General features: G+C 75.0%; 14 protein-coding genes. 11 read left to right on the forward strand and 3 right to left on the reverse strand.

Annotated features, from left to right (window positions below; genetic code table 11):
* The first annotated feature begins 96 nt into the window (after positions 1-96).
* Positions 97-1,188 carry a MerR family transcriptional regulator gene (locus tag ACFZDA_RS05880; RefSeq protein WP_391075487.1) on the forward strand — a complete coding sequence of 364 codons (1,092 nt, stop codon included), beginning with the start codon at positions 97-99 and terminating at the stop codon, positions 1,186-1,188.
* On the opposite strand, the gene ACFZDA_RS05885 is transcribed toward ACFZDA_RS05880, so the two are convergent.
* Positions 1,185-1,898 carry an FCD domain-containing protein gene (locus tag ACFZDA_RS05885; protein WP_391075489.1) on the reverse strand — a complete coding sequence of 238 codons (714 nt, stop codon included), beginning with the start codon at positions 1,896-1,898 and terminating at the stop codon, positions 1,185-1,187. The genes ACFZDA_RS05880 and ACFZDA_RS05885 overlap by 4 nt on opposite strands.
* A gap of 196 nt (positions 1,899-2,094) precedes the next feature.
* Between ACFZDA_RS05885 and ACFZDA_RS05890 the strand changes: the two genes are divergently transcribed.
* From ACFZDA_RS05890 to ACFZDA_RS05925, 8 genes are all read left to right on the forward strand, one after another.
* Positions 2,095-3,450, forward strand: coding sequence for an SLC13 family permease (locus ACFZDA_RS05890; protein WP_391075492.1), 1,356 nt, complete (start codon positions 2,095-2,097; stop codon positions 3,448-3,450).
* A 47-nt stretch (positions 3,451-3,497) separates the two neighbouring features.
* Positions 3,498-4,943, forward strand: a complete 1,446-nt coding sequence (locus ACFZDA_RS05895) for an AMP-binding protein (protein WP_391075495.1) — start codon at positions 3,498-3,500, stop codon at positions 4,941-4,943.
* Complete coding sequence (locus ACFZDA_RS05900; protein ID WP_391075497.1) at positions 4,936-6,276, forward strand: carboxyl transferase domain-containing protein; 1,341 nt, start codon at positions 4,936-4,938, stop codon at positions 6,274-6,276. Before ACFZDA_RS05895 ends, ACFZDA_RS05900 begins: the two co-directional genes overlap by 8 nt.
* 82 nt (positions 6,277-6,358) lie before the next feature.
* A complete protein-coding gene (locus ACFZDA_RS05905; protein ID WP_391075500.1) occupies positions 6,359-6,697 on the forward strand; it encodes a CU044_2847 family protein in 339 nt (112 codons plus the stop codon).
* Positions 6,694-8,379: a trypsin-like peptidase domain-containing protein gene (locus ACFZDA_RS05910; RefSeq protein ID WP_391075501.1), complete on the forward strand. Its 1,686-nt coding sequence runs from the start codon at positions 6,694-6,696 to the stop codon at positions 8,377-8,379. Before ACFZDA_RS05905 ends, ACFZDA_RS05910 begins: the two co-directional genes overlap by 4 nt.
* A 70-nt stretch (positions 8,380-8,449) precedes the next feature.
* On the forward strand, positions 8,450-9,457 hold the full coding sequence (locus ACFZDA_RS05915) for an AAA family ATPase (protein ID WP_391075504.1): 1,008 nt from the start codon (positions 8,450-8,452) through the stop codon (positions 9,455-9,457).
* The gene (locus ACFZDA_RS05920; RefSeq protein ID WP_391075507.1) at positions 9,447-12,686 is read left to right on the forward strand and encodes an SAV_2336 N-terminal domain-related protein; all 3,240 of its coding nucleotides are present in this window, start codon (positions 9,447-9,449) and stop codon (positions 12,684-12,686) included. The genes ACFZDA_RS05915 and ACFZDA_RS05920 overlap by 11 nt, the downstream gene beginning before the upstream one ends.
* Positions 12,687-12,850: 164 nt before the next feature.
* Positions 12,851-13,888 (forward strand): rod shape-determining protein, encoded by a 1,038-nt coding sequence (locus ACFZDA_RS05925; protein WP_391075509.1) that lies wholly within the window; start codon positions 12,851-12,853, stop codon positions 13,886-13,888.
* Positions 13,889-13,930: 42 nt separating this feature from the next.
* Here the strand turns inward: ACFZDA_RS05925 and ACFZDA_RS05930 are convergent, their stop codons facing one another.
* Both ACFZDA_RS05930 and ACFZDA_RS05935 read right to left on the reverse strand, forming a co-directional pair.
* The gene (locus tag ACFZDA_RS05930; protein ID WP_391075511.1) at positions 13,931-14,884 is read right to left on the reverse strand and encodes an anti-sigma factor RsbA family regulatory protein; all 954 of its coding nucleotides are present in this window, start codon (positions 14,882-14,884) and stop codon (positions 13,931-13,933) included.
* Positions 14,881-15,237: an STAS domain-containing protein gene (locus tag ACFZDA_RS05935; RefSeq protein ID WP_391075514.1), complete on the reverse strand. Its 357-nt coding sequence runs from the start codon at positions 15,235-15,237 to the stop codon at positions 14,881-14,883. The genes ACFZDA_RS05930 and ACFZDA_RS05935 overlap by 4 nt, the downstream gene beginning before the upstream one ends.
* Before the next feature lie 186 nt (positions 15,238-15,423).
* Between ACFZDA_RS05935 and ACFZDA_RS05940 the strand changes: the two genes are divergently transcribed.
* Positions 15,424-16,119, forward strand: coding sequence for an ANTAR domain-containing protein (locus tag ACFZDA_RS05940; protein ID WP_391075517.1), 696 nt, complete (start codon positions 15,424-15,426; stop codon positions 16,117-16,119).
* Positions 16,120-16,542: 423 nt separating this feature from the next.
* Positions 16,543-16,689 carry a hypothetical protein gene (locus ACFZDA_RS05945; RefSeq protein WP_391075520.1) on the forward strand — a complete coding sequence of 49 codons (147 nt, stop codon included), beginning with the start codon at positions 16,543-16,545 and terminating at the stop codon, positions 16,687-16,689.
* The last annotated feature ends 14 nt before the right edge of the window (positions 16,690-16,703 follow it).

Consider the following 16,703-nt stretch of genomic DNA (forward strand, 5'->3'; position numbering starts at 1 on the left):
GCTGCCGGAACCAGAACAGCCCGCTTGACCTTCACCTTCGGTGAGACCCCAGCATCGGTGGCGGAACCGGAGGGAGGTGGCGAGGTGCACCGGGACATGCTGACGATCGGCGCGTTCGCGAAGGCGTGCCGGCTCTCGCCCAAGGCGCTGCGCCTGTACGACGAGCTGGACCTGCTGCGGCCCGCCCGGGTGGACCCGGACACCGGATACCGGTACTACGCGGCCGGGCAGCTGGAGCAGGCCCGGCTGGTGGCGTGGCTGCGGCGGCTGGGCATGCCGCTGGCCGAGATCCGCCAGGTGTGCCGGCTCCACGACCGCGACTCCACGGCCGCCGCCCGGGAGATCCGCGCCTACTGGGCGCGTGTCGAGGCACAGACGGCGGTACGGCGGGACCTCGCCGCGTTCCTGGTCGATCACCTGACGGCGGACTCGGATGAGTCCGGAAAGGACACCGCCATGCTGGAACTGCGTTACTCCGCCCACTCGGACACCGGTCGCGTCCGTCCGGCCAACCAGGACACCGCGTACGCGGGCACCCGGCTGCTCGCCGTCGCCGACGGCTTCGGAGCGGCGGGCGCGCCCGCGAGCAGCGCCGCCGTGGAGGCACTGCGCTTCCTGGACACCGACGAGGTCCCGGCCGGCGGGGTCCTCCAACTCCTGGAGGACGCGGTGCGGGGCGCGACCCAGGCCGTCCGGGACGTGGCCGAGGGCGCCGACGACATCGGCACGACCCTGACCGCCCTGCTGTGGACGGGCTCACGGCTGGCCCTGGTGCACATCGGCGACTCCCGCGCCTATCTGCTGCGCGACGGCGAACTGTTCCTCATCACCCACGACCACACGGTCGTCCAGTCGATGATCGACGAGGGGCGGCTGACGCCCGAGGAGGCCGTCTCCCACCCCCAGCGGACCTTCCTCCTGAAGGCCCTGACGGGCGACGGGGCCGCCACGGTCCCGGACCTCCGCCTGCACGACGCACACCCGGGCGACCGCTATCTGCTGTGCTCCGACGGCCTGACCGGCGTGGTCTCCGAGGACCGGATCCACGAGCTCCTCGCCACGCCCGCCGCCCCCGACGAGACGGTTCAGGCCCTGGTCACGGCGGCGAACGAGGCCGGCGGCCCGGACAACGTCAGCTGTGTGGTGGCGGACGTGGTGGAGCGGGGAGAGTACGCGGCCTCGGCCTAGGACCCCTCGGACTCCTCCGGCTCCCAGTCCAGCAACCGCACCTTCGCCACCGTGCGCACATGCCGTCGCATGGCCGTGGCCGCCTGACGGGGCTGCTGTGCGGCGATCGCGTCGAGGATGGCCTGGTGCTGGGAGAGGGAGCGGGACGGGCGGCCGGGCTGGCGGAGGGACTCGGTGCGGCTCTCGGCGATCTGCTCGGTGATGGAGCGCATGAACTCCGCGAGCAGAGCGCTGTGGGCCGCCGCCGTCACGGCCGCGTGGAACAGCCGGTCGCCCTCCACGCCGTGACCGCCCGCCGCGATCTCCTGCGCCATGTGCGCGAGCGCCGAGCGCATCGCGGCCAGGTCCTCCTCCGAGCGCCGCTCCGCCGCCAGTTCGGCGAGCTTCGTCTCCAGCGCCTCCCGGGCCTCCAGGACGTCGGGCAGGCGCCGGCGGCGTTCCACCATCCGCTCGACCGGCTCGGTGTCGAGGCTGTCCCGCACGAGGTAGGTGCCGCCCCCGTGCCGGGCCTCCACCAGGCCCTGGACCTCCAGCACCACGATCGCCTGCTTCACCGAGGCGCGGCTCACCCCGAGCCGCTGGGCCAGATCGCGCTCGGGCGGCAGCCGGTCGCCGGCGCGCAGGCCACCCTCGGCGACATACTGCCGCAGCCGCTCCAGCACCTGTTCGTAGAGGCGCTGTTTGGTCATGGGGCGCAGGGCGTCGGTCACGGAGTCCCCCTCTCGCCGGGAGCGTAACACCGGGCACCCTTCGGTGGCCGAGTGGCTGAACCAATTCTTACCCACCCCCTTGACGGGCGCCCGGGCCGCACCCACGCTTTCAGCCAACGCACCTCAAGTGGCTCAGCCACTCGGCCACTCTTCTGGGTGCTCCCAGCCGCTCCGGGGCCCAAAGACGGGAGCCCGTATGTCCCCCGAACTCATCTCCATCCTCGTCCTCGTCGTGGTGTTCGTCATCGCCACCACCCGTTCCGTCAACATGGGCGCGCTCGCCTTCGCCGCCGCCTTCGGGGTCGGCGGGCTCGTCGCCGGTCTCGACGCGGACGGCATCTTCGCCGGCTTCCCCGGCGACCTGTTCGTCGTCCTGGTCGGCGTCACGTACCTCTTCGCGATCGCCCGCGCCAACGGCACCACCGACTGGCTGGTGCACGCCGCCGTCCGGCTCGTGCGGGGGCGGGTGGCGCTCATCCCCTGGGTGATGTTCGCCCTGACCGGCGCGCTCACCGCGATCGGCGCGGTCAGCCCGGCCGCGGTGGCGATCGTCGCCCCGATCGCCCTGAGCTTCGCCGCCCGGTACGGGATCAGCCCGCTGCTGATGGGCGCGATGGTCGTCCACGGCGCCCAGGCCGGCGGCTTCTCCCCCATCAGCATCTACGGCTCGATCGTCAACGGCATCGTGGAACGCGAGAAGCTCCCCGGCAACGAGGTCGTCCTGTTCCTGGCGTCGCTCGCGGCGAATCTCGTCATCGCGGGCGTGGTGTTCGTCGTCTGCGGCGGGCTGAAACTGTGGGCGCGGGGGGCGGTGGACGAGCCCGGCGCCGACCGCGACGGCGGTGCGGACGCGCAGGGCACCGCGGGCGGCACCGGCACGGCCCAGCCCTCCACCGGAGGCACCGCGACCGTCACCACCGTCCCGACACGGTCCACGGCTCCCGACACCACCCGCCTCACGCCGTCCCGCATCGCCACCCTCACCTCCCTCCTGGCCCTGGTCATCGCCGTCCTCGTCTTCGACCTGGACGCGGGCCTCACCGCCATCACCCTCGCCGTCGTCCTCAGCACCGCCTGGCCGGAGGACAGCCGCAAGGCGACGGGCCAGATCGCCTGGCCCACCGTCCTGCTCATCTGCGGTGTCCTCACCTACATCGGCGTCCTCGACGAGATGGGCACCATCACCTGGGCGGGCGAGGGCGTAGGAAACATCGGCATCCCCCTGCTGGCAGCCGTCCTGCTCTGCTACGTCGGCGCACTCGTCTCGGCCTTCGCCTCCTCCGTCGGCATCATGGGCGCCCTGATCCCCCTGGCCGTGCCGTTCCTGGAACGGGGTGAGATCGGCGCGATCGGCATGGTGGCCGCACTCGCCGTGTCGGCGACCGTCGTGGACGTGAGCCCGTTCTCCACGAACGGCGCACTCGTCCTGGCCGCCGCCCCGGACGTCGACCGTGAGCGTTTCTTCCGGCAGCTGATGGTGTACGGAGGGATCGTGGTGGCGGTCGTACCGGCGGCGGCGTGGCTGGTGATGGTCGTGCCCGGCTGGGGATAGCCGGCCGCCGACCGGTCCGACAGTGAACAGCTAAGGAGATGTGACGCGTGACCCCCCTCTTCCCGGCCCTGGCCGACGCCCCGTCCGACCGCCCCGCCCTCCGTTTCGGCGAGCGCTCCCTCACCTACGCGCAGCTCGCCGCCGCGGCCGGGGCGCTCACGGGCCGCGTCGGCGAGGCCACGCGGGTCGCCGTGTGGGCGACCCCCACCATGGAGACCGCCGTCGCCGTCGTCGCCGCGCTGCTGGCCGGCGTCCCCGCCGTACCGCTCAACCCGAAGTCGGGCGAGAAGGAACTCGGGCACATCCTCTCCGACAGCGCGCCCGACCTGGTGCTCACGGCGCCGGACGACCAACTCCCCGCCCCCGTGGGGGACCTGCCCCGCCTCGACATCGACGTGCGCGGCACCGGGCCGGTCCCCGAGGACCGCGCCGACGAGTCCGACCCGGCCCTGATCGTCTACACCTCCGGCACCACCGGCCCGCCCAAGGGTGCCGTCATCCCGCGCCGGGCGATCGCCTCGACCCTGGACGCGCTGGCCGACGCGTGGCAGTGGACCGGCGACGACGTCCTCGTCCACGGACTGCCGCTGTTCCATGTGCACGGCCTGGTCCTGGGCACGCTCGGCCCGCTGCGGCGCGGCGGCTCCCTGCGGCACCTGGGCCGCTTCAGCACCCAGGGCGTCGCCCGCGAGCTGAACACCGGGGCGACCATGCTGTTCGGCGTGCCGACGATGTACCACCGGATCGCGGAGGCGGTGACCGGCGACCCGGAGCTGGTGAAGGCGCTGACCGGGGCGCGGCTGCTGGTGTCCGGTTCCGCCGCGCTGCCCGTGCACGACCACGGGCGGATCGCGACGGCGACCGGGCGGCGGGTGATCGAGCGGTACGGCATGACGGAGACGCTGATGAACACCAGCGTCCGTGCCGACGGCGAGGCCCGCCCGGGCACGGTCGGTGTGCCGCTGCCGGGCGTGGAGCTGCGGCTGGTCGAGGAGGACGGCTCGCAGGTCACCGCGTACGACGGTGAGACCGTCGGCGAGATCCAGGTGCGCGGCCCGAACCTGTTCACCGAGTACCTGAACCGGCCCGACGCCACCGCCGCCGCCTTCACCGCCGACGGCTGGTTCCGCACCGGCGACATGGCGGTGCGCGACCCCGACGGCTACGTCCGGATCGTCGGCCGCAAGGCCACCGACCTGATCAAGAGCGGCGGTTACAAGATCGGGGCGGGGGAGATCGAGAACGCGCTCCTGGAGCACCCGGGGGTGCGGGAGGCCGCCGTCACCGGGGAGCCGGACGCCGACCTGGGCGAGCGGATCGTGGCGTGGATCGTCCCGGCGGAGCCCCAGTCCCCGCCGTCGCTGGAGGAGTTGGCGGATCACGTGGCGGGGCGCCTCGCCCCGCACAAGCGCCCCCGGGTCGTCCACCACCTCGACGCCCTGCCCCGCAACGACATGGGGAAGATCATGAAGCGGGCGCTGGCCCATGACTGAGCGTCTCTCCGCCCGTGCGGTCGTCGCCGCCGTCACGGACGAGTCGACCTTCGCGGAACTCCCGGCGGTGATACGGGACGCGAAGCCGGACGGCCCGCTCGGCTGGCCCGGCTACGACGCCCTGCGCGCCCGTGCCGTCGAGCGCACCGGCGAGCAGGAGTCCGTCGTCTGCGGCACCGCCCGCGTCGGCGGCATCCGGGCCGTGCTGATCGCCTTCGAGTTCGGCTTCCTCGGCGGCTCCCTCGGCGAACGCACCGGCGACCGGCTGGAGGCGGCCTACACCTACGCCCGGGAGCACCGCCTCCCGGTCGTGCCGCTGGTCGCCACCGGCGGCAGCCGGATGCAGGAGGGCATGCTCGCCCTGACCCAACTCCAGCGTGTGGCCCGGCAGTCGGCGCTCACCCGGGAGGCGGGTCTCGCGCAGGTCGCCGTGGTGCGCGATCCGACCACCGGGGGCGGCTGGGCCACCCTGGGCGCGGGCGCCGACGTGGTCCTCGCGCTGCCCGGGGCCCAGGTCGGCTTCGCCGGCTCCCGGGTGCGGCCGGCGGACGCGGACCCGGCGGCGTACACGGCCGAGGCGCAGGTCGCGGCGGGCGCGGCGGACGCGGTCGTACCGCAGGAGGAGCTGCGCGAGACGCTGGGCCGGTGGCTGCGGCTGCTGACGTGCCCGTCCGGCACGCCGGCCCCGCCGCCCGAACCGCTCGGCGACGACGCGGGCCTGCCCGCCACCGGCTGGGACGCCGTCCGGCGCGCCCGCTCGCCCCGACGGCCGCGCGCCGCCGCCTACTTGGACGCCTACTTCGGCGACCGGGTCGCGATCAGCGGCGACCGCTGCGGCGGCACCGACCCCGACGGCATGCTGTGCGGCTTCGGCACGCACGAGGGCCGTACGGTCGCGTACGCCGCGCAGACCGGCACCGCGACCCGCCCCGCCGGCTACCGCACCGCCGCCCGGCTGATACGCCTCGCGGACCGGCTGGGCATCCCGGTGCTGACCCTCGTGGACACCCCGGGCGCCGCCAACGACGCGGCGGCGGAGCGGCAGGGCGCGGGCGCCGCGATCGCGGACCTGTTCGGCGCGGTGGCCGGTGCCCGCACCCCGGTGACGACGCTGGTGATCGGCGAGGGCGGCTCCGGCGGCGCGCTGGCGCTGGCCGCGCCCGGCAACACCTGGGCCACCCCGGACAGTTACTTCTCGGTGATCGCGCCGGAGCCGGCGGCGGCCATCCTCAAGCGGCCGCCGCGCGAGGTGGAGGCGACGGCGGACCAGCTCCGCATCCGGCCGCAGGATCTGGTGGAGCTGGGGGTGATCCGGGGGACCGTGGGTCCGTGAGAGTTCGGTGGATGCCTCCCGCAACATCAAGTACCTTCCGTAACAATGGAAACGCTCAGTGCAGTGGGACGACGGGGGTGCCGTGGACGGGTTGGTCGAATTCAGGACCGGTGACGGTGCCGTGGTCGCGGTCGAGGCGGTGGAGGAGCGGTCCGGCTCCCGCCTGGTCTCCCGGGGCGACGGCACGGTCCAGGCGACCCGCACCTTCGAGGGCGCCCTGGAGGGGGTGCGCTCGGCGGCGGAGTCCGCGCTGCGGGTGTTCCGCGACGGGTCCCTGAAGCCCGACGGCGTGGAGATCGAATTCGGGGTCAAACTGTCCGCGGAGACGGGCGCCTTCATCGCCAAGGGAACCGCCGAGGGCCACCTGGTGGTCAGACTGACCTGGTCCCCGGCCGGTCCGGAGACCAGCCCCGCCTCATGAACAGCGCCGAATGGCACGCCCGGATCGAGTTACGGGGCCGGGTGGCCGGAGCCGGCTTCCTGGTCGCGCCCGGCACGGTGCTGACGTGCGCCCACGTCGTGGGGGACGGCGAGGGCCTGACCGTGACCTTCACGGAGCGGCCCGGCTCCCCACCCGTGTCCGCCCGGGTGGTCGTCCACGGCGGCTGGGCCGGCTCCAACACCGACCTCGGCGACCTCGCCGTGCTGGCCCTCGACCGGGAGGTGTCCATCGCCCCGGCCGCGCTGGCCCCGGTCGACGCCGCCCACGGCACCACGCCGCGCAAGCTCGTCGTCTACGGCTTCCCGGCCGGCTTCGACGAGGGCACCCTCGCCGAGTACCGCGTCACCGCACCCCAGTTGATCAAAGGGGAATGGCTCCAGCTGGAGGCCTGGCACCCGGGCGGCCAGCCCCTGGCCCCCGGCTTCAGCGGGGCCGCCGTCACCCTGGCCGGCACCGGCGAGGTCGTCGGCATGGTCACGGCGGCGACCGGCACCCGGGACGTGCGCACCGGCCGGATGATGCCCACCCAGGTCATGGCCCGCTACTGGCCGGCACTCCAGAGCCTGGTCCCCACCTCGGACCACACCACCGCCGACCGGGCCCGGCTGCGCGCCCTGGTCGAGAAGGCGGCCCGCGCGGGCGTGGACTGCGACCCGGTCCGGCTCTACACGGCGGCGGCCGACCCGTTCGATCCGCCGCCGCCCGAGGAGGGATTCGACTCCCTGTGGTCGGCGGCCCTGTTCGTGCTGTGCGAACTCGACGGCCCGGGGGCGGCGCGGACGGTGTCCCGGTTCGCCGACCGGCTTCAGGCCCTGCTGCACACCCCGGCCGTGGAGCCGTCGGCGCCCGACTGGTCGCCCATCCTGGTCGAACTCGGGCACAGCGGCGCGGGCGACGGCCTGGTCCGGGTCGAGGTGTCCGCGTACAGCGAGGGGCGGCGGCACCCGGTGGACTCCGGCACGGTCGAGCAGCACCGGCTGCGCGTCTACGTGCAGGACCGTATCGAGGCGGCCTTCCGGTATCTGACGCCCGGCGCCGACGAGTTGGTCGCCTTCGCGCTGCCCCGGGACTGGCTGGACTGGCCGGTCGACCGCTGGGAGAGCGCACCCGACGACGCCACCCCGCTCGGCTGCGTCTACCCGCTGGTCGTCACCGACCACGCCCGGCGCAAGGCCAGCACCCGGCATGTCCTGACCCGGGCCTGGAAGCGCCTCGACGCCTTGCCGGGCGCGCGGATGCACCGCGTGGAGTGCGGCGGCCCTGAGGAGCCCGGGCGGCTGCGGATGCGGCTGCGGCAGCCCGGCGCCTGCCTTGCCGGATTCGGCACCGCCCCGGCCGCCTCCCGCACCCGGCCGCACTTCGACACCTCGCTCACCGCGCCGGCCCCGGTGATCGTCTGGTCGCGCGACGGCTGCGGTCCGGGGCAGGAGGACTGCTCCGTAGCGGACGGCTGTACCGGCAAGGCCTTCCTCGACGCGCTCGACGCCTGCCTGAAGGCCGTACCGCCCGCCGAACTCCCGCGCAGGATCCTGGCCCTGCGTGAGGAGGCCGACGCCGAGGAGGACCACTGGGCCCGCGGCATCCAGCTGCTGTGGGACGACCCGCGCGTCTTCACCGACCCGCACGCCGTCGCCGCCCACGCCCGGACCCCGGTGGCCTGAACCGCAGCGGGCCCGGCCCGGCGCACCCGAGAACCACCAGCTCGACAACGGAGAGCGGAGAACATCCCCCATGCCGCACTGGTCCGTCTACACCGGCGAGAGAGAGCCGCACGACGGTATCGACCACCTCCCCGCCCCACCGCCCTGGCGCGCCTTCGACGGCGGGCCCGCCCTGCCGCCGCCCCGCGACGGCGACGACGCGACGGCCGTCTCCCCCGACCGCGTGCACCGGGCGAAGTCGTACGTGGCCACCCCCGAGAGCGTCCGGCTCGTCAACGCCGCGCTGTGCCTGCGCCGCCCCCTGCTCGTCACCGGCCCGCCCGGCACCGGCAAGTCCTCACTGGCGTACGCGGTGGCGCGCGAGTTGCGTCTCGGCCCGGTCCTGCGCTGGAACATCACCAGCCGCAGCACCCTCGACGACGGCCTCTACCAGTACGACCCGCTGTCCCGGCTGTACGCGGCCCGGGAGGGGACGGACAAGCCCGGCGGTGTCGAGGACCATCTGCGCCTCGGCCCGCTCGGCACGGCCCTGCTCCCCTACGACCGGCCCCGCGCCCTGCTCGTCGACGAGATCGACAAGAGCGACCTCGACCTGCCGAACGACCTGCTGAACGTGCTGGAGGAGGGCCAGTACGAGATCCCGGAACTGGTCCGGGCCGCCCGCCACAGCGGCGACGGCACGGCCGAGGTCCTCGCGGACGGCACGGACACGCCGGTCACCGTCCACCGCGGCCGGGTCCGCTGCCGCGCCTTCCCGTTCGTCGTGCTGACCAGCAACGGCGAACGCGAGTTCCCGCCCGCGTTCCTGCGCCGCTGCGTCCGGCTGAAGCTGCGCCGCCCCGACCGGGACCAGCTCACCGACATCGTCCGCGCCCACCTGGACACCCCGGACGGCCACGCGGACCGTCTGATCACCCGCTTCCTGGAGCGGGCGGGCGGCGGCGAACTCGCCACCGACCAACTGCTGAACGCCCTCTACCTCACGGGGGTCGCGGGCCTGGACGCCGAGTCCCGCGACGACCTCGCCGAGCAGCTGATGCCGTACCTCAGTGCGACGGCCGACGGCGATGGTTTCTGACCACGGCCCCGGGCCGTCCCCGGTCGCCCGGCTGGCCGCGGCCCTGTCCGCGGCCGGCGCGTCGCCGACCCCACGGGAACTGGCGGAACTGCTGTGGATGGCCGCCCTGTTGACCTCTGACCGGCAGGAGGAGGAGCCGGCGCGGGAACCCGGCGACGGCAGCGCCCCGGCCGCACACGAGGGAAGCACCCGTGCCGAGGCGGAAACCCCCGCCCCCGCGCCCCCGCAACCGAAGCCGGAGCCGGAGCCGGAGCCGGAGCCGGAGCCCGTCCACCACACCCCGGACCGTGTCCCACTGACCCTGCCCGCCCCACGCTCCCCGCACCACCGGCACGACTCCCCGGGCGGCGGATCCCCCCTCCTGGCCCCCGCACCCCCGATGCTGCCCCACCCCCTCGCGCTCCAGCGCGCCCTGCGCCCGCTGCAGCGCAAGGTGCCCTCCCCGCACGCCCGGGTGCTGGACGAGCGGGCGACAGCCGACCGCATCGCCCGGCTCGGCGCCCACCCCGACGTGTGGCTGCCGGTGCTGCGCCCGGCCCCCGACCGCTGGCTGCGCCTGAACCTCGTGCACGACACCGGCCCCACCATGCCGGTCTGGCGACCCCTGGTGAGCGAACTGCACACCGCCCTCGCCCAGTCGGGCATCTTCCGCACGGTCACCCTGCACCCGGCGACCCCGGACGGCCGGGCCCGGCACGTCCCCGTCCTCGACGACGGCCGCACCGTCACCCTCGTCGTCAGCGACTGCATGGGCGCGCAGTGGCGTCCGGGCGAGGCGGGCGAACGCTGGTACCGCACCCTGCGCCACTGGGCCCGCCGCCTGCCGCTCGCCGTGGTCCAGCCCCTGCCGGAACACCTCTGGCCCGCCACCGCGCTCCCCGCCGAGCCGGGCCTGCTCACCTCCCCCGCCACGGCGGCGCCTTCGGCGGCCCTCACCTTCACCCCCTACGAGGCCGCGCCACCCCCCGACCAGGCCCTCCCCCTTCCGGTCCTGGAACCGGGCGCCCCCTGGCTCGCCCACTGGGCGGCCCTGGTCGCCGGCCCGGGCGGGGCCCGCACCCCGGGCGCGGCTGCCTGGCTGCCGCCCGCCCCCGCCCCGCCCGCCGAACCGACCCCCGACCTCGCCTCGTCGTCCCCGGAGGAACTGGTCCTGCGCTTTCGCGCGACCGCGTCCCCGGAGGCGTTCCGCCTCGCCGGGCACCTCGCCCTGGCGGTCCCGTCGGTGCCGGTGATGCGCCTGGTCCAGCGCACCGTGGGGCGCGACCCACGCCCGCAGCACCTGGCCGAGGTGATCCTCAGCGGCATGCTCACCTCCGTCCCCGGCCCGCCCGGCTCCTACGCGTTCCGCCCCGGTGTACGGGAGTTGCTGCTGCGGTCCCTGCCCCGCACGACCCGGGCCCGCACCCGCGAGTTCCTCGAACAGGTCGGCGGCCTGATCGACGAACGGGCGGGCCGCGCGGCCGGCGAGTTCCGGGCCGAGACCAGCGGCGAACGCGACGGCGCCGGCGCGGCGTTCGCGACGGTGAGCGAGGAGACGGTACGCCGCCTCGGCCACCGCGACCGCCCCGTGATCCTCTTCGAGGCCGACGACCTCACCGGCCGCCCCGAGGCCCGCATCACCCTCGAATACGCGGTGCACGAGATGCTCTCCCGCGGCGCCCTCACCGCGTCCCGCTTCGACGTCCGGGTCCGCGGCGACGGCTACGCCGTCCACACCGAACCGGGCACCTACGTACTGCCCGTGCTGGTCGCGGTCCTGCGCGGGCTGCCCGAGGCGCTCACCGGGCCGGCGGACCCGCCGCGGCTGACCGTGACGTTCTGGGACCGGCCCACCCCGCCGCCGCAGGCACCGCACACGCCCGCCGGGATCCGGGTGGTCGTCTCCCCGGACGTGTACGAGCAGTTCGCCGGCAGCTCGGCGGCGCAGGGGCCGCAGCGCTTCCAGCCCCTCTACCGGGACGGCGCCACGGACACCCCGCCCATCGCCTGGCACTGCCCGCTGTCCCCCGCCCCGGCGGCCCCGGAACCCGAGGCCCGCGACCTGGTGCGGGGCCCCTTCATCACGCACGACCTGCGCCGGCTCGGCATACCGGCCCCCGGCCGCACGGCCGTCGTCCACACCCAGCCCGACGGCCCGCTCACCCTCCTCGACCCCGCCCGGCCACACGGCGACGGGCCACCGCGCCTCGTGACGTACTACGAGGTGGACCTCACCCCGCACCAGTCCCACCACCAGGTCTCCCTGCCCAGCTCCGGCAAGGGCGCCTTCACCGCCGCGGTGGAGCTGACCTGGCGGGTGGACGACCCGGTCGCCTTCGTGCGCGCCGAGGTCACGCGGGTGTCCGAGCCGCTCCTCGGCCATCTGCGGGAGGAGGCGGCCCGGATCACCCGCCGCCATCCGCTGCGCCGGGCGGGCGCGGCCCAGCGCGCGGTCAACGCCGGGCTGCGCGGGTGGCCGGTGCCGGGGCTGTCGGTCGCGGCGTCGGTGCGGCTGGCCCCGGAGGGCGCGGCCCTGCCCGGACCGCAGGGCCCGCTGCCTTCCGAACGCCCGCTGTCCGCTCTCCTCGGCGACGCCGAGTCCGTGCTGTTCGGCTTCGACGGCCCGCTGGCCCGGCTGTTCTCGGCGGCCGCCGCCCGCGAGGCCGCGCTCGACCTGCTCGCCCTGGTCGCCGAGCAGCGCGACTCCCGGGACACCCCGCCCGTCGCGGCGCAGGTCAGGCTCACACATCCCCTGGACGTGCTGCGGGCCTTCGCCCGGGACCGGCTCGGCCCCCTGCTCCGCGACCGCCTCGACACGATCGAACTGCGCGCGGTCCCCGACGCGCCGACGACCCACAACTCCGTGCCGCTGGTGAGGGCCCTGCACGACTCCGGCCGGCGCGTCAGCGTGGTCACCGACGTCAGCGCCCCCGCCGTCCACCACTACCTCGCCCCCTACGGCCTCCCCCTGGCCGGCATCCACGCCCGCGGCGAGGACCTCACCCTGCTGACCCCGCACCCCGACTGCCTCCTGCGCGCGCTGCACTCCTGCGGCGGCGCCGCCGCGACCGGCGTACTGATCGGCTCCACGGTCGCCGAACTCACCGCCGCCCAGCAGGCCGGAGTGCGCTTCGTCGGCCTCGCCCGCAACACCATCGCCGCCCGGCAGCTCGACGAGGCCGGCTGCGAAACCACCGTCACCTCCCTGGCACCCCTCCTGGAGGCCGCGCGCTCCCTTGAGGGCCTCTAGGCCCGAACCCCCCGTTCGGCGGCGCCCCGCCCGGCCCCCTCCGGAAGGCGCCCCCGTCCCCTCCCGCGCACGATGCGAGGGAGGCCCGCCACCCGGCGGCCCCACGTCTGCGAGGCCCGCCACCTGGCGGCCTCCCACGGTCTGTGCTCTCGGGAGGACCTGCCATGACCGCCAGTCTGGAGCAGTTGCGCCGCTGCCACTTCGCCGTCGACCTGGGGGCGGCGCGCACCCGCGTCTACGTCAAGGGCGCCGGGCTCGTCGTCGACCAGCCGTCCACCGCCGCCGTGAACACCCGCAGCGGCGCGCTGATCGCGGTCGGCGAGCTGGCGGAGAAGATGACGGGCCGCACCCCGGACTACATCCGGGTGGTACGGCCGGTCTCCGGCGGCACCGTCGTCGACATCGAGATGGCGCAGCGCATGCTGCGGCACCTGCTCGGCGACAAGATGCGCCGCAGCCTGCGCCGCAAGCCGATCCTGCGCGCCGCGGCCTGCACCCCGCACGACGCCGACCCCCTCGCCCAGCGCGCCGCCATCGAGACGCTGGTCGGGCTCGGGGCCCGCCGCGTGGAGCTGGTCGACACGCTGATCGCCGCCGCCGTCGGCTGCGGACTGCCCGTGGAGCAGCCCGAGGCCACGATGATCATGGTGTGCGGTGCCGCGGCGACGCAGGTGGCCGTGCTGTCCCTCGGCTCGATCGTCACCGCCGAGCGCATCCCGGTGGGCGGCGAGGCCGTCGACCACGCGATCGTGCAGCACCTGCGCCACGAGCACGAGCTGATCCTGCCCAGCCAGTCGGTGCGGCCGTTGCAGCTCGCCCTGTCCGGCAACGGCCTCACCTCGCAGGGCCCGGCCTCGACGGAGATCCACGGGCGGGACGTCGCCACCGGCCTCGCCCGCTCCGTCCAGGTCGACACCGCCGCCGTACGGGACGCCATCCAGACGCCGCTCACCGCCGTCCTGGACGGCATCGGCAAGGTGCTGCGCTCCTGCCCGCCCGACCTGGTCGCCGACCTCGCCGACCGGGGCATCATGATGGTCGGCGGCAGCGCGCTGCTGCCCGGCCTGGACCAGATGCTGCGTCAGGCGACCGGTATGCCCGTGCACATCGCCGAGCGCCCCGACGTGTGCGCCGTGCAGGGCCTCGGCGCGATGCTGGAGGGCAGGATCGAACCGCTGGCTCTGGATCCGCTGGGCTCCTGAACCGCCCGTGCTTTTCAGGCCGCCGGCGGACGGGGCCCGTCTTCAGCGGGCGAACCAGCAGCGCACGGTCGTCCCGCTGTCCCCCCGGTGCACCCGCACCAGGTCGGCGATGAGATTCACCAGCAGCAGCCCGCGCCCGCCGCGCTGGTCCCGGGGCACGGGCCGGCGCCCCGCCAGGACGTCCGCGAGCCGCCCTTCGTCGCGCACCTCGCAGACCACGTACCCGTCCTCGGTCCACACCCGCAGCACTCCGCAGCCGCCGCCGTGCACCACGCTGTTGGTGGTGAGCTCGGCCATGGCGAGGGCCAGGTCGTCCAGCTTGACGCCGGTGAGCCCGAGCCGCGCGCCCTCCGCGACGGCCACGTGCCGGGCCTCGGAGAGCGAGCCGGCGTCGAAGGCGAGCGTCAGCGCGTCCGGCACGGGCGGCAGCGCCTCGTTGTAGCGGTCGACGACGTCCCCGGGCGCGTACGCGTCGCTGCCCTGCTCCAGCCGGGAGCCGGAGGGGATGACCGTCGGGTGGGTGGCGCGGGCGTCGGCGAGGACGTGCTCGGGGAGCTGCTCGACGTCGTACGGACACAGGATGGTCGCCGTACGGCCCCGGAAGGCCGCGTTGATGAGCGCCTCGTGCTGGACGCAGGCGGGGTACTCCGTGTCGGAGCGCCCGGCCCAGACGGGCTCGCCGATGATCCTCACGCGGCGCCCGGGCTGCTGGGCGTCGGCGAACGCGCGGAGCACTCCGGGAATGATCCGCCCGGGGTTGCGGCCGGCCTCGCACATGTCCAGCAGCCGCACCGACTCGGCGGCCTCGCCCAGCGCGTCCCGGATCAGCGCGAGGTTCTTGCCGGGCACGGCGACGGCCACGGGGTCGCCGGCCGCCAGGCCCTCGCGGACGAAGGGCACGGTGACGTCGAGGTACTCCTCCTCGCCGCGGTAGAAGAGCGCGGGATGGACGAAGGGTTCAAGGGGTCCGAAGGGTTCGGCCACGGCAGCGGTCATGACATCGACACCTCGATCCCCGCATGGCCGGGCCACAGCAGGTCGAGCGTCCGCCGCAGTGCCCGCGGCGGCCGTCGCACCACGAACCGCCGGCCTTCCCCGAGCTGCCCCGCGGCCGTCGCGAGCGCGCCCGCGCCCGCGACGTCGACGAACGTCACGTCGGACAACTCCAGGTAGTACACGTCCTCATCCTCGTGAACGGCCTGCTCCAGTACGCCTTCCCAGATCGCACGGGTTGTCAGGACGACCTCGCCCGCCGCCCGGACACCCTGCCGCCCGGACAACGGGAACACCGCCAGGCCCGGCACGGGACCATGGGGCCCGGCCGCCGGCACCCGATACCGAGTGTTCAAGCCCTTCTCCCCCCGCTCGTGGACCACGGCGCTCGTACCCGTCCGGGAGATGCTCATTCCCCACTGTGGTGTGTAGTACGCCGTACGGCGGGCAGGCGCACCTCACACGGACGTCCACGGGGGCGAGTGACGTCGTGCGGTTCCGCGAGGAGGAACACGACCGAAGAGGACCGAGAAGGCGGTGACATGACGTCTGCGGCATCACCACGGCGCACAGAAGGGTTGAACACACTGGTCATCAGTGGCCGCGTGGACGCGGAACAGGCTGAGCTCACCCCGTGCGGTGAGCTGGTTCACGGCTGCGCGGAAACACTGGCCAGGACTCTGGCCGAGCTGCCGCCCACGATCACGCGGGTGGAGCTGGACATGAGCGGCGTGCACTTCATGGACACGGCGGGCCTGCAGTTCCTCGACGTACTGGCCGACTTCGCCGGGCAGCGCCTCGTGACGGTCACGACCACGAACTGGAACGGCCAGCCGCGCCGGATCCTGGAACTGGCGGGCCTGGACACGACCGACCCCCTGCGCCCGGCGCCCCACCCCGGCCCCGAGCCCGCCCAGCCGTCGCCCCCGGCCTCCTCCGCGGTCGCCCTGGAACGCTCGGAACGCCTGCACGTCCTCCAGGAGGAGGTCGAGCAGCTCCGCCAGGCCATCGCCTCCCGCCCGGTCATCGACCAGGCCCGGGGCATCCTCATGGCCATCCACGGCTGCACGTCGGACGAGGCCTGGCACATCCTCCGCGAGACCTCCCAGCTCGCCAACACCAAGCTCCGTGACGTGGCCGCCGCCGTGACGGCCGGCGCGAAGCCCGACGGCCCCCGCCCGTCCCCCGAGCTCCGCGAGGCCTTGCAGCGAGCCCTCACCCGCCGCGGCCGAAGCTGACCCGAGGCCCGAGGAATCCACTCCCGGGCCGCCGGGCCCCGCCCCACCGGTCTCCCCCACTCCAACCACCTGTCGCCCCGGACCGACCAGGTGCCGGTCAGGGCCGACCGACCGGCCCTCCCCCGGACCGGCTGCCGACGCGGACACGACGGCCGCTGCCGGGCAGCTCCGGCCCAGCCGGCCGCCCGCCGCCTCACGGCCGGCATGACGGCCGCCGTCGTCGCTGAACCGCCCCTCGCCGCCCTCGCCGCCCGCGCCGCCCGGCGTCCCGCCCGCGCGGGGCCGCCCACCCTGGCCCGCCGCCCCACCCGGCCCGCCGCCCCGGCGCGGTGCACCGTGGCCCATCGGGGTACTCGGCTCCCCACGGCCGGAGCGCGGCGCGCGGCCGTTCCGGTTCCAGCGGCACCGGAGGGAGGCACCCCGATGAGCGACCACACCCCGTCCCAGGCCGAGGGCGAACGCGACGACCGGCAGGACACGCCCGACCGCACGACGCCGTCCCAGGCGGAGGGCGAGCGCGAGGACACCGACACCGACACCAACACCGAGGACGACGACACCGGCTCCTGACCGCGCCCCGACCC

Origin of the sequence: Streptomyces sp. NPDC007991 (genome assembly GCF_042958445.1) — a bacterium.
Taxonomy (GTDB): Bacteria; Actinomycetota; Actinomycetes; order Streptomycetales; family Streptomycetaceae; genus Streptomyces.

Excerpts from the sequence above, each read along its gene's own strand:
- ACFZDA_RS05880 (WP_391075487.1), top strand. The coding sequence starts at position 97 with ATGCTGACGATCGGCGCGTTCGCGAAGGCGTGCCGGCTCTCGCCCAAG.
- ACFZDA_RS05890 (WP_391075492.1), top strand. The coding sequence starts at position 2,095 with ATGTCCCCCGAACTCATCTCCATCCTCGTCCTCGTCGTGGTGTTCGTC.
- ACFZDA_RS05900 (WP_391075497.1), top strand. The coding sequence starts at position 4,936 with ATGACTGAGCGTCTCTCCGCCCGTGCGGTCGTCGCCGCCGTCACGGAC.
- ACFZDA_RS05910 (WP_391075501.1), top strand. The coding sequence starts at position 6,694 with ATGAACAGCGCCGAATGGCACGCCCGGATCGAGTTACGGGGCCGGGTG.
- ACFZDA_RS05915 (WP_391075504.1), top strand. The coding sequence starts at position 8,450 with ATGCCGCACTGGTCCGTCTACACCGGCGAGAGAGAGCCGCACGACGGT.
- ACFZDA_RS05920 (WP_391075507.1), top strand. The coding sequence starts at position 9,447 with ATGGTTTCTGACCACGGCCCCGGGCCGTCCCCGGTCGCCCGGCTGGCC.
- ACFZDA_RS05925 (WP_391075509.1), top strand. The coding sequence starts at position 12,851 with ATGACCGCCAGTCTGGAGCAGTTGCGCCGCTGCCACTTCGCCGTCGAC.
- ACFZDA_RS05930 (WP_391075511.1), bottom strand. The coding sequence starts at position 14,884 with ATGACCGCTGCCGTGGCCGAACCCTTCGGACCCCTTGAACCCTTCGTC.
- ACFZDA_RS05940 (WP_391075517.1), top strand. The coding sequence starts at position 15,424 with ATGACGTCTGCGGCATCACCACGGCGCACAGAAGGGTTGAACACACTG.
- ACFZDA_RS05945 (WP_391075520.1), top strand. The coding sequence starts at position 16,543 with ATGAGCGACCACACCCCGTCCCAGGCCGAGGGCGAACGCGACGACCGG.